Source organism: Mucilaginibacter paludis DSM 18603 (genome assembly GCF_000166195.2).
GTDB classification, from domain to species: Bacteria; Bacteroidota; Bacteroidia; order Sphingobacteriales; family Sphingobacteriaceae; genus Mucilaginibacter; species Mucilaginibacter paludis.
The window spans coordinates 1,957,365-1,970,372 of sequence record NZ_CM001403.1 but is presented as its reverse complement, the minus strand read 5'-3'; the positions used below and the strand labels follow the sequence as shown (position 1 = coordinate 1,970,372).

The following is a 13,008-nucleotide window of genomic DNA, read 5'->3' as shown; positions in this document are numbered from 1 at the left end:
AATCTTCAGATTATTAATTTTGATTTGATAATATAAGGTATAGCTTAAATTGTCAAATATTTTTTGACCTTTAATTAAAAAAAAAGTTTGTAAATTGACTAAAATTCAGTTATTTAGCTATTCCTAATTTAAGAATAGCTATTTGCCCATGAAGCATTTTTACGTGTTTTTGTTATTGGTTTTTGTTTTGTATTCATGCAAAAAAAATGATACATCAATCATTATAGAAAGCGTTCCTACAGCTAATGTAAATGTCAATACATCCCCAATGGTTCCTACAGCCATTGCGGATCCAACGGTTTTTTCAGACGGAAATACAAATGAATCTTTAGAAGGACAGATTTTAGTTAAGCAGAAAGCAAATACCGCATTTTTAAACAGAAGCTGGCAAGGCATACCATCCATCACAGCCGATAAAAGTAATAATTTGTTTACGGCTTGGTACTCCGGTACAAATGGAGAGGGGCCAGGTAACTATATCACGGTTTCCGTTAGCAAGGATCTTGGAAAAACCTGGTTGGATAATGAGGCTGTGATTACGCCTACTGCCAAGAGTTTAGTTCGCTTTTTTGACGCATGCTTATGGACAGACCCTTATGGTAATGTTTATCTCTTCTGGGCTAAAGTAAAATCGACCTTGGTGTGGGATGGCGTAGGCGGGGTTTGGTACTCAAGGATGGCACTTGTAAACGATACGTTAAGATTTGATACTCCGAGAAGGTTGTCCGATGGAATAATGATGAATAAACCCATCTGTATCAATAACAACGCTGATATTATTTTCCCGATAAGTGTTTGGAGATCATCACCTACACCGGCTGGCCTCGATGGTGCTTTTATTTATAAAGGGAGCTTTGCGATAAAAAATAGTTTCCTGAAAATTTCTTACCTTCCAGCAGCTCAGCCCCAAACCGGACTCAATATTGAGCACATGGTTACCGATTTAGGCAATGGCCATTTGTTTGCGCTTACGCGAACGGGGGCAGGTAATAATGCCGGTAATATTCAATATTCAAATAGTTATAACAATGGCAGTAGTTGGGATACTATTAGCGGCTTTAAAACAATATTTCCTAATGCTGCTTCCCGGGTATTCATTGGAAAGTTAAAAAGTGGTAATATCTTATTAATTATTAATAATAGTTTTTACAGAACTAACTTGACGGTTTTTTTATCGGTAAATAATGGCGTGAGCTGGAAATATAAATCGGTATTGGTAGAAAACGATATAGTCGCGGCACCCAGTTATCCTGATGCTGTTCAGACAACTGATAATGTAATTCATATGGTAAACGATGCTGATCGATATGGAGCAGGCTTGATAAACCATACCTCATTTACTGAACAAGATATTATTAATGGGGATATTGGCGTTTTTTATAGGAGCACGGTTTCAAAAAAGTAATCATTCAGGCCTTTCTAAATTAAATTTAACATATAATTCGTTATAATTATAATTATACTGTGCCTCAGGTAGTTCCGCTTATATATTGATAATGTAAGTTCATTTAGTCGCTCAATGATGGTGTAGTTTTATAGCTCGCATCTATCTCTTTGCTTGAACTTTTTTATACATTGATCATGTTGTCAAAACCTAATTGTTCACTTCATTAGCGAATTTTAAATATCAATCCCAACCCTGCAAAATCAGCTTGAGTTCTGTGCAAATATTGTTTCGCTTCTATCGCTACCCAAGGTTTTAAGTAATACCGTGCACCAAAGGTCCAATAAAAATCCGGCGGGAAATAAGTTTTAGTGTTAGTAGGTGTAAATGTCTTGAAATGAAAATAATGGCCAAAGTTTAAAGGGATGGATACTTTGCCTAACCACAACTCGGTACCTAAGCTTACACCAGCGCGAACCCTGTCATAAGAAGTTCCTAACTCCTGGTACGTAGCATAAAAATTATTGACTTCAAATGTTTTGTAGTAATATACAGCATCTACCCCTGCTCTTAAACTCAACACAGGGTTCAACCGATAATTGTAGCCAGCGTAAAGGCCGGATTGATAAAGCATCGATGTGGCTTTTTTCTGATTTATTGCCGTTTGGCCGTAAATTCCTCCGCCTTCCTGAACTAAGCCTCTTCGGCCAATATCAACTCCAAATTCAAAAGAATGTTTAGTGTAATGTTGGAATAAATTTTTGGAGGTTGAAGGCGCAGATATATTAATGTCTTTGTCGATGCCGATTGAAGCATTGATTGAGTTTACCCCATAGTTAGATAGTTTAAAAGCAGCATTAGAGAAATGGTATAAATCTAATCCTCCAACTAATCTAACCGATGGCGACAAGGCGGCGATTACCTTTAAGCCAACTTGGGCGGTAAAGTTGATATGACTGCCTACCAGTGGGTTATTGTTGGTATAAAACGTTTGCGTTGCATATCCCAAGCCAAATCCGGGAGTAAGTAAAATTTTTGTTTTGTTTGATTCAGCTATGCAGAAATCAACTTTGCTTACTATGCCATAGTAATTTCCCAAAAAACCTTTCGATGCAAAATTTTTGGCTAAGTATATACTTTCAAGGTTTCGGTAAGATGCAGAAATATCAATGCTTGCAACATTGAGCATTTTTACCCAGTCTGCCTTATTATCGGCCATGTTGATGCGGTAGGTTGCTTCTAATCCCCATGAGGATCCTCTTAATGTACTATCAGCCGAAAATACTTTCAGGCTGGCAATTGGGGTTATTTCGACGCTGTTTTTGTATTGTGCATTTACATCGTTTGAAAACAAAATAAGCAAGTATACGGCGACTGAAAAGAATAGCTTTTTGACCATTTTGATGAATAGGATTATTTCAAGGATGAAATCAGAAGCATACTCTCTTTAATCACAACGTTATCAATATTTGCTAAAAATCAGCCGTTTCAATTGAAAAGGCTGATTTTTAAATTAGTATTCAAAAAATAGTGTTATAAGCTCCAAGTCAAATTATTGTTTTATTTAAAATTTGTATTTAAGACTTAGGGTTAGGGCATTATAAAAACCTTTCAAGTGGCTATTTGTTGTTGAAGTTCTGAATCCGTCAAGGTAGTATGTGTTGACATAAGTAAATTGGTAGTTAGGATTGAGTTCAAACTTGTCTGACATCCCGAAAAGGCCTCTCAAATTAATATTTGTTCCAAAATTTAACGGGATTGCAACATAGATAGGGTTTTTTTTCGTCTCAGATGAAAAAGTTGGATCCGGTCTGTTTGCTAAATTGTATTGAAACTTCTTTGTCTTTAAAGGTTCACTAATGCCACCGATGCCAACTCCCGCATAAAATCTTTTTATAGCCTCGCCGAGTACGGTGCTGGTTTGATAATTTACAAATTGACCAACACTTACTTTTAAATTAAGATTTACGGCACTAAATTCAATGTCAGATGATTTGACAAACAGATAACCTTTTGAATCATCTCCGTGTAATGTGCCTTTTTGATATTCAACGCCAATGCTTAAATATGGATTGAAATCATAATCAAGATTAGCGACAAACAGCGGTTTTATTGGGTTTTGTGCGAAGTGTGTTTGTAAAACGGTTCCACCACCTCCAATGCCTAATCTAAACCCTTTTGTATTTAGGCCATAGTTATAGTCTAATTGGCAATAGCCCGAAACAGAAAAGAACAAAGTTGTTATTAATGTAGTAATAAAGATCTTAAAGGTTGTATGCATAAAATTTGATTTATCGTAATTAACATGTACATATTTCAATATGTGAAAATAAAGAAAAAAAATTGATTTTTATTTTCTTTATTAATATTTATTTGTAAAGGTATGATTTTTATTGCTTATAGGCCATTTTGTGATATTATTCGCAATTTTTTAACATTGGGTTAAAGATAGAAAGCTAATTTGAAACTTAAATTGTAGTATTGTGCCCTTTCATAGCGTTGTTGTTGCCGGTTTTTATCATTAAAAACGAGGTTACTATCCATGCCTTGTTTTGGCAATGTAGCCAGTTTCTCTCCAAATCTTTTTCTACCTTAGCGAATGCTGAGTGGGCGATTTTCCTTTTGAATTTAATTTCCACTTATACTGTTTAGTTTTGTTTCCAATCTCATAATATTAATAGTAAATGAATAGAATAATTGTACTTGGCGCTTCAGGCCAATTGGGACAATCGCTAAAGTTTGTCACCGGTGAAAATGCAACCGGTGAGTTTTTTTTTCTGGCAGAAGAAGAGTCAAATATATTGGATGTTAATGCTCTAACGAAGGCGTTTGCTACTTACAATCCTAACTATTGTATCAATTGTGCTGCGTATACTGCGGTTGATAAGGCTGAAGGTGATTTAGATACAGCAAGGAAAGTAAACAGAGACGGTGTAGAAAATATAGCCAAGTTGTGCAAGGAGTTTGACACGACTTTAATTCATGTTTCAACCGATTTTGTTTTTGACGGCAACTCGCCGTATCCATTATCTGAAATGGATACACCTAATCCGATCAATGCTTACGGTATAACTAAATTGGAGGGTGAAGTTGTTATTTCCGAATATATCGACAACTACTACATTCTGCGTACCAGTTGGCTTTACTCTGAATTTGGAGCTAATTTTGTTAAAACTATGTTGAAGTTGGCGAAAGAAAAAAGTGAACTGAATATAATTTCAGACCAGGTTGGTACCCCCACCTATGCTATCGACCTGGCTCAAGCTATTGTAGCGATAATTAACTCAGATAATAAGGCAGCCTACGGCATATATCATTATAGTAATGAGGGGGTAGCATCATGGTACGATTTTGCAAAGGCGATTTTTGATATTGCCGGCATTGCAATCAGTGTTTTTCCTATCCGTACCTCCCAGTATCCAACACCTGCTAAACGACCTGTATTTTCAGTAATGGACAAGGGTAAAATTAAAGATACTTTCAAACTGGACATTCCTTATTGGAGGTATAGCCTGCAAGGTTGTATTGCTAAATTGTTGGCGTAATTTTGACCGTTAACCATAAACCTTAGTAAATAAAAAAGCCGGTTGAACTTGGTCCTAACCGGCTTTTTTGTTTAATTTATGTACAACCACTTAAAAAGAGTTGCAGATATCTCCCAAGGTTACTTTTTCTGTATAAGCAGTTTGAGCAATTGTTTCGGTAACAATATAGTTAACTGAAGCATAGGTCATTTCGAAATCGTATTTCTTACCCATCACTAACGATGCTGTAATTTGTCCCTTGTCCATATAACCTAAGTATTGGAAAGCTGTAGCAGATCCTGTTTCTCTATAGAATATATAAATACTTGGCCTCAATTCGAAATTGGATTTATTAACACATATCCCAATAAAATTAAATGTTATTGGTGTAAGCACTACCGGAGTAGGCGGCGTAACTACCGGCGGTGTAACAACAGGTGGGGAGCCTATTTTTAGCAGGTTAATGTTATTTACTTGCTGCATTACTCCTGGGTTAAATTCAATTGCTTGTGTAACTGGAGTATATCCCGGAGCAGTGATATTAACGTTAATTTTAACGGGTTTGTCAACTGTTGGCGTGGTACTTGGAGCAACTCCTATAGTTATGATGCCGCCGCTTACTGTGAAATTCTTTTTGCCCGAAATCTCGTAAATTTTATCAGCGTCCTGCCCGGTGATGGTCAATACAATACCTGCGGGTGTAACGCTTGGATCAGCAGCATCAGTAATATGGATCAAGGATGAATATTTGATCACGTTGGTATCGATAACTATTTTAATGTCCTGCGTGGGCGAGGTACATGAAGAGGCCAACAATACGGTAGCGAACAACAGAAAGGTTGCTTTTTTTAATATTTTCATAATGATATTTTTAGACTTCTATATTTTAAAACTGAAATTAAGCTGCACCACCGGCAAAAAACGATAATTGTGAATGTTTTTGTCCAATTGAGCTGTTTGTGAAGAGTTACCTTCTAAAAGGCCTGTTCCTATTATTGTGGAGTGCGGTGTAGGAAGATAGTACGAGCCCAGATCAATATTGACGTTGAACAAGTGGCGAGGGAATACCTTAACTATGCCTATACCCAGGTAAGGGGCAACACCTTTCCAATCTGCATTCATGTGTACCTCGCCTACATCATCTTTGCTTAATGCCAGTTGACCGTAAGTGTAGGTATCCGTAGGTTGAATGTCAAAATTTCCGGCAGCTTTAAAAAAATAGGCTGCGCCACCCACAAGCCTCAGGCTTCTGATGCTCTCGAAAGGCGTAAAATCGGCGAGTAAGTGAGCGTTATAAAAGCTTGCCGTTACTTTGTTGTTTGAGTTAAAGCCCGAAATTTTTAAAACATTATTGGCCGTTACCGGAATAAAACTTCCGCCTACCCTGAGTGCTAATTTTTTTAAAACTCCGTAGCTAAAGTCACCCCCTACACCCTGAGTCCCTACCGTTAATTGGACAGATTTTTGATTTATGATCGGTCCGGAGCCGACCTCTTGTGCCATAGCGCTAAATGCGCAAAGGATAACTGATAATAGTAAATAAATTGTTTTTTGCACTTTTTTAATTAATTAAGGTTAATATTATATCGTAAGGAGATTGTGTTAGTGGATAGTTTCTTTTTTCGTTCAATAATTCTTTTTTATCCGAAATAATCGTTTGTAAAGTGTTAATGGATAATACGTTGTGTTCTTTAAAACAAAATTATTGCTTTTCCTATAAATTAAAAATTAGATTCAAATACCGTCGGACTGTAAGGCGGATTTGGTATTTTTTTATAACAAATAGTTAAATTTGTAGTATACAGCATACATGGTTTTTAAAGCTGTTTAACATCAAATCATTCTCTTCAAAAAGAGCGATATTTATTATTTTAGTTAGCATAATTTTGCTAAGGACTAGGGAGATGCTGTTTTATACGTTAATCGTCACGGATTTGTTGCGTTGGGAAGCAAATGAAACGTTATGAAATTTTAAGTTGAAAATATTGCCTAAGCAGGATAACGTTAACGGAGAGTAAAGTTGTTCCGAGTACTTATTGGGCAGCAAATAGCACGTAAATTCAGCTTATCTTTCAATGTAAGTATAGTTTACAATTTTAACGGACAACTCGAAGATACCTGTATTAAAAATGGATTTGTCACTTTCCATAGTTCTGATTTATAGATAGGAGGATTGTGAAAAAGAGAAGAAGTGATCCTGTGCTGTTATTAAACCTTCAGAAGAAGAGAAAAAGGCGACGCTTCCAGAGTATTTAATACTGATATTGAAAAGTATTGAATAGAAATTCCATACCAATTGTAATGTTCCTTTTGAGAAGGGCATATGCTAACGACAGAAATTTCATACCCAAATGTGGAATGTGGCGCTTGGTCCGTTTTATCCAGGCTGGCAACATAATTAAAGGCAAAAAAAAACCGGGAACTTTATGTTCCCGGTTTTTTTTTAAGGTTTTACTTGTGTTCCTGTACTATCAGTTGCAGGTGGTGTAACTACCTTATCGCTTTTACTTTTCTGCTTTTTTGTTTTGCTATCGGGTACCGAGGTGGCGGTAATGTTAGTTTGGTATTTCCAAATATTCCGCTTGTAATCTGCCAATTTTTTCTCTATACGGGCAGCTTCAGCAGCTTGTTCCTCAGGAGTTTTAGCATAATCTTTTATTCTATCTCCCTTTGCATTTGATTCTTCTACAATTACAGCGTTAAACTGACGTTGCAAAAACATATCATCCATGCTCACATCATACAAATTCCTGTCAGCATCTGAAACATCCATTTTTGCAAAAACTAAGCGACATTGTTTATATTTTAACCAGCATGAAGGCTGTATACCTACAGTATCACCGCTGGATAGTTTTAATGTAATTAGTGGTGCAATGCCTATGATACGTGTTTCCACCTTTGACCGTTGCTTATCATAATAAACATCTTCTTTAATACGATAGCCAACGATTTTATCCGGGCTAAAATCGTTTAATTTTTTTACACTGCCTATTTTGTTCCCGTCTTTGTCTAATTGGTCAACCATCGCTGTGTCTACTAATTTAGACATCAATTGCGTATAAGTTAACGGAACGGTGAAAGCGTCGCCTGTTGGATTTGCCGTTGTACCGGGCGTTGCATCATATGGGGTAATTACACCCTCTTTCATGCCCTTTAATAAGGCCTCTATTAATGTAGAACCAGGGGTGTTAAACTTAGCATTTTTGGGATCTTTAAGCATGATATCCCGTTTGTAACGGTGATAAAATTTTACGTTATTGGCGGTTGGCTCAAAAATAGGGAAGGGCCTGGCCTTGGTAATTACGATACTTTTTAAGTAGCCATCATCGCTATCCGGTACCGATTTAAGGGTATCTATGTTATTATTTGCCGGTAGTGGTGTTGCCGCAACGTTTGCTGTGGTGTCTACTACGGGCTTCTTAACAGTTTTTACTGTTTGAGTTCTTTTACGGGCTCTTGTTTTGGCTTTCTTTTTGGTTTGCGCCATCAAGCTTAAGCCGCTTGCCAGCATAATAAACAAAACAATTATGAATTTCCTTTTCATGTTATCTTCGTTGCTGTTCGTTTTGAAATTTATTTGTTATCGTTTAGTTTCCGGTTGCTGTAACAGTTGCAGCTTTTTTATTCTTTTTAGGAGCCTTGAATTTCCTTGTTCCTATTTGTTCAGTAATCACACTCGGTGCGGCCATAGCGCATCTGAAGCCGATATAAGAGTGGGCTAAATCCTGTACTTCATAATTCCGCGTAGCAGTATTCAAATCGCTGGCGTTATCTTTCCATGAACCACCTCTAACTACTTTGCGTTTCATTACGTCAGCATCGTCATCAGAAGCATCTAATAATAAAACAGGATCACGATCTTCTACAAATTCAAATGCTGATGGGCTATAAGCATCCAACGCCCACTCTGCAACGTTACCTTCCATGTTATAAAGGCCAAATACATTAGGAGAGTATGATTTTACAGGAACAGTTTGGATAGCACCGTCTCTGGTATAGTCCCCTTCGCCTTGTTTGAAATTAGCAATAGGCAAAACCTTTTTGCTTTTTTTGTTAATATAAGATGGCACTACGTTTACATCTTTGGCATTGTTGCCAATGCCGCTTTCTGTGTTTCTTTCACCTCCTGATGCTGCATATTCCCATTGTGCTTCTGTAGGAAGGCCAAAAGTTAAGCCCATATCAACGATGCTTTTCTCCTGTGAGCCCGAAACAATACCTCTCCAGTAGGCGTAAGCCCTTGCCTGTTTCCAGGTAACACCAACAACCGGGTAATTATCAAAACCCTTAATTGTAAAGTAATTATTAACTAAAAAGTCTGATTGCGAGTTAGGGAAATCTTCTGTCCAAACATTATTATCAGGCATAACTTTGATGGTGTCGGTTACGCTTTTACCGGCGTTAGGTCCGCCTGCTTGTACATGGGTAAACGCAAACTTAACCAGATCTTTATTCAGCACTTTGCGTCCGTTGCTCATACTTACCATAGGGCCAAGTTTTTCGCTATTAGTTTGCCAGAAAGGAACTTTAGAATTGATGTCTATTTTAGACCAATTAATTCTGCGTGCTGTTGAATCGGCACCCTTACCACCGCTGGCAACTTTGGCTTTGCTTTTTACTTTAGCATTGTAAAAGTATTTGGGATCGTTTTTGAAATAGGTTGATACTGCAACAGAATCTGCTACCCAATCAACAAATTTGCGGTATTGTTTATTGCTTACCTCAGTTTCATCTATAAAAAAAGCGCTCAGACTAACGCGGCGCGAGGTAGTATCGGTGTTAATAGAATCTTTAATAGTGCTTTTTTCAAAGATCGTACCTGAGGGTACATACACCATACCCGGAGGCGCGGCAATTGTTTTGCCTGCGTATGGCCTAACTGCTGTGGGTACCTCGTATACTTTAGAACTCTTGCAAGCGAAAAACAGAGCCGCTGATCCTAATACGATAGCTATTTTGTTATAATTTGTACTCATTTTCTATATCTGATAATTTAATTTGCTATAATCGTTGTAAACTATTGATTTGAACTTCTATCTGGGACATTGATTGTTTTTAATAGGTACTAACACGAGTGCCTTGTAATTAGAGTGCTTAAAATGAGCTTCAATTAACTTGGTGATGTTTGTTTGCATTAATATATGATAAAATAAAGGTACAGGCCAGTTAACATTTAACAGTAGTTTATTTAAGGCAAGCTTTATGCCAAACTTGATCCGCAACCTGGCGTAATTTTTTTCCGATTCATCATTTTCATCAAGTATACCAAAATGTTTGAACTTAGATTGAAGGTCACTTTTATTAATCATGCCGTTATCCCTTTTTATCAACCTTATTAAATCTATTTTTTTTCTATAAATGTACTTAACCGCAATCGTTTAAATGTAACGATTAAATTACGAATATTTTAATTTATCCTCCGGCGACCATTGGAAACAATAAAAATTTAACTATATAATTCTTAGTTACTACTTTACAGATTTCTAATTGTAAAAATATTAAAATTTTCATTAATTCAAACTATTTAGTCTTTGATAATCAAAATAAAATATTATCGTTGTTTTTGGTAAGGAAAAGCAATGTAAAGGATGATTTTGATGCATTTATTGTATTTTACTAAATACACCGGTCATCTTAACTTAATTTTAAATTGTTATGCCAGGGTATGTTACTTTTTTACTGAATCTTGATATGCTAAATTGTTATGTTATTTGACGAGTGGAATTAGTATGGCGATTATAAATTTCTGTATTAGTTTTCTTAAGGTTATTAAAACAACTTATTTTAAATGATACCGCTGCTGGTAGCTATGTAATATATTTTAGTTTATCGTATTTGCTAAAATTAATTGTAGAAAAGTAATTGTAGCTAAAAGCTGTTTAGCTTCCTTGTCGTCATGGCTTTTATTCGTAAAACCTATATAGCTGTAATTTTTACCTGGTGAGCAAAGCAAGTCTTTTAATTTAAACATGTTATCTATCATGAATGGTGCCCGGGTTTCACACCGGAATGTTATTAGTTTACTTGATTGCTCAAAAAGGTTGACAGTCTTTGTCCTTTTGAGGATCAAATGTAAATTCAATAGCAGTTAAAAACATGTTGAGTACGTATTAATTCATTGATATAGACAATTGCGGCAAACCTATGATTAAATATAACCACTCAAAATAGTAATATATTGCTATTTTAAGTAAAATCTATTGCTGGGGAACCAATGTTATTGTGTGGTTGTAGGCTATCGAAGGCTTATTATCTTTGCTTTACGTTAATAATCCAACATAGGTGTATTCTAAAGACGAAGCTTCGCAGTTAAAACAATCCTTCTGGACCACTTTCGGGCAATATATTTCTCCGCAGCCCTCGGCTGATGGTTTGAAAATAAGCTGGATCAACTACAAAACGGGTATCAAGCACTTACATTTTAAGATGCAGGTGGATAACCGTTCGGCTTCTATAGCTATCGAAATTTCGCATCCGGATATAGAGATCCAGGAACTTATCTTTGATCAGTTTAAAGCCTTTAACAGGGTTTTTGAGGGTATACTTAACGAGACATGGGACTGGCAATTACATGTGTTAGACGAACATCATAAAACCATAAGCCGGATATATAAAACGCTGCCAGGCGTAAGCGTTTTTAAAAAGGATGACTGGCCGTTACTTATTTCGTTTTTTAAGCCTCGTATCATCGCGCTTGATGAATTCTGGAGTGATGCCCAATATAGTTTTGACCTGTTTAAATGAGGGGGAGCATTCAGAAATATTTATCCAATGTTAAGCCGTATGTAAAAGTCAGGTTATTGCTACTGGTAATATTCATCTTGTTATAATTGAGTGTAGTTGTCAGGCTGATCCATTTGCGTAATTTTAGGCCAAGTGAAGTGGTGGTGCGGATGATATAGTCGTGTTGGTTAGAGAACGAACTCTGAAGGAAATTGCTGCCATCCAAGGTAGCAATATCGGCCCATGCGAAATGAAATTGCAGCCTCAATGAATTTCTATAGGTATGGTAAATGTCATTCACCAACAAGTCACTCTGGTCAAATAAAACACCGTCGCTCAGGTTCACGTAAGCGTCTTTCTTGTCAATTAAGCTGTAGGCAATACCCAAACCGGCCAGCAACTGGTTATTGATTTTAAGGGAGTAGCTGGTATTGTAATTCAACAATCCCCAATAGTAAAAATGAGGAAAGGTTTTATAAAGATTGAGAAATAGTGCCGATGAGAAATCGTTATTGGTAAGAACATTGTTTTGTTGGCCGTATACCCAAGTATTGGTAGCGTTTAATACCACATCCTTTTTTTTGATACCCAAATTGAGAGCATTGTTGAGCAGATAAGCGGTGCCGTCGTTAGTTTTGTTAATAGAGCCCGATGATGATAGCACCATATGATAATGTGTGCTGTCATTATATTGCGCGTAAGAACTGCGGAAGCCCAACGAGAGCAGTAAAATAAAAACAAACTTCATAAGCCCCGAACCTGTTGATTGTTATATCGTATTGATGATAACACCCCTGCCAGAAAATTGATTGTTTTTTTTGCAGCTTTTGTAATTGGGAGTATATGCAGCCTCTAATTATCTTCCTGTGCTATAAATTTAGAGTTATTCGGGCTTTTGATTAGCTTGACGCTATTGAGTAGTTACTCTTTTCTGGTTTTCCTGTTCATGAAACTGGATGAGTTTCAGCATAACATCAATTGCGATCTCGAAATTTTTAGCACCCACCACCTTTTTGTATTGCTCCTCCAAATGAAAGATTTGGGTACGTACATGTTGGTAATATTTTTCGCCTTCGCTGGTTAAAAACAACATAACGGACCGCGCATCTGCCTGGCTTTTTTCGCTCCTAACCATGTTGATGGCTTCCAGCTCTTTAATCACTTTACTGGTAGCCTGCTTAGTTACATTTAATTTTTCGGCAAGGGCATTGTTGGATATGCCTGTAGTGCCTATACTCATAAATAAGGGCAGGTGTGCATGATTAAAATCAGCTAAACTCTCGCAACACACCTGTTTATTAAGCCATTCATCCGTAAAGCGTTTTAATAAATAGATGAGTTTGCAGGCTACTCTCTGTGAATCTTCTGTGTCCATAC

At 36.7% G+C, this 13,008-nt stretch carries 11 protein-coding genes; 3 read left to right on the top strand and 8 right to left on the bottom strand.

Annotated features, from left to right (window positions below):
* Positions 1 to 175 precede the first annotated feature (175 nt).
* A complete protein-coding gene (locus MUCPA_RS08315) occupies positions 176 to 1,405 on the top strand; it encodes an exo-alpha-sialidase (RefSeq protein ID WP_233276848.1) in 1,230 nt (409 codons plus the stop codon).
* Positions 1,406 to 1,610: 205 nt separating this feature from the next.
* On the opposite strand, the gene MUCPA_RS08310 is transcribed toward MUCPA_RS08315, so the two are convergent.
* Both MUCPA_RS08310 and MUCPA_RS08305 read right to left on the bottom strand, forming a co-directional pair.
* Positions 1,611 to 2,783, bottom strand: a complete 1,173-nt coding sequence (locus MUCPA_RS08310) for an acyloxyacyl hydrolase (protein ID WP_008505711.1) — start codon at positions 2,781 to 2,783, stop codon at positions 1,611 to 1,613.
* 165 nt (positions 2,784 to 2,948) lie between these two features.
* Positions 2,949 to 3,665, bottom strand: a complete 717-nt coding sequence (locus MUCPA_RS08305; RefSeq protein WP_008505710.1) for a hypothetical protein — start codon at positions 3,663 to 3,665, stop codon at positions 2,949 to 2,951.
* Between the two features lie 403 nt (positions 3,666 to 4,068).
* On the opposite strand from MUCPA_RS08305, the gene rfbD reads away from it, so the two are divergent.
* Positions 4,069 to 4,929: a dTDP-4-dehydrorhamnose reductase gene (rfbD, locus tag MUCPA_RS08300; protein WP_008505709.1), complete on the top strand. Its 861-nt coding sequence runs from the start codon at positions 4,069 to 4,071 to the stop codon at positions 4,927 to 4,929.
* A gap of 90 nt (positions 4,930 to 5,019) precedes the next feature.
* On the opposite strand, the gene MUCPA_RS08295 is transcribed toward rfbD, so the two are convergent.
* From MUCPA_RS08295 to porK, 4 genes are all read right to left on the bottom strand, one after another.
* Entirely contained in the window at positions 5,020 to 5,769 is a 750-nt protein-coding gene (locus MUCPA_RS08295; protein ID WP_008505708.1) for a hypothetical protein, read from the bottom strand.
* Between the two features lie 18 nt (positions 5,770 to 5,787).
* The gene (locus MUCPA_RS08290) at positions 5,788 to 6,465 is read right to left on the bottom strand and encodes a hypothetical protein (RefSeq protein WP_217220431.1); all 678 of its coding nucleotides are present in this window, start codon (positions 6,463 to 6,465) and stop codon (positions 5,788 to 5,790) included.
* 886 nt (positions 6,466 to 7,351) lie between these two features.
* Positions 7,352 to 8,452 (bottom strand): type IX secretion system ring subunit PorN/GldN, encoded by a 1,101-nt coding sequence (porN, locus tag MUCPA_RS08285; RefSeq protein WP_040625792.1) that lies wholly within the window; start codon positions 8,450 to 8,452, stop codon positions 7,352 to 7,354.
* 43 nt (positions 8,453 to 8,495) lie between these two features.
* A complete protein-coding gene (porK, locus tag MUCPA_RS08280) occupies positions 8,496 to 9,884 on the bottom strand; it encodes a T9SS ring complex lipoprotein PorK/GldK (protein ID WP_008505705.1) in 1,389 nt (462 codons plus the stop codon).
* 1,306 nt (positions 9,885 to 11,190) lie between these two features.
* Between porK and MUCPA_RS08265 the strand changes: the two genes are divergently transcribed.
* Positions 11,191 to 11,652 (top strand): DUF4268 domain-containing protein, encoded by a 462-nt coding sequence (locus MUCPA_RS08265; protein WP_008505702.1) that lies wholly within the window; start codon positions 11,191 to 11,193, stop codon positions 11,650 to 11,652.
* Positions 11,653 to 11,662: 10 nt separating this feature from the next.
* Here MUCPA_RS08265 and MUCPA_RS08260 read toward each other — a convergent pair whose 3' ends face one another.
* A complete protein-coding gene (locus tag MUCPA_RS08260) occupies positions 11,663 to 12,379 on the bottom strand; it encodes a DUF481 domain-containing protein (RefSeq protein WP_008505701.1) in 717 nt (238 codons plus the stop codon).
* Between the two features lie 162 nt (positions 12,380 to 12,541).
* Positions 12,542 to 13,006 carry a MarR family winged helix-turn-helix transcriptional regulator gene (locus MUCPA_RS08255; RefSeq protein WP_008505700.1) on the bottom strand — a complete coding sequence of 155 codons (465 nt, stop codon included), beginning with the start codon at positions 13,004 to 13,006 and terminating at the stop codon, positions 12,542 to 12,544.
* Positions 13,007 to 13,008 lie beyond the last annotated feature (2 nt).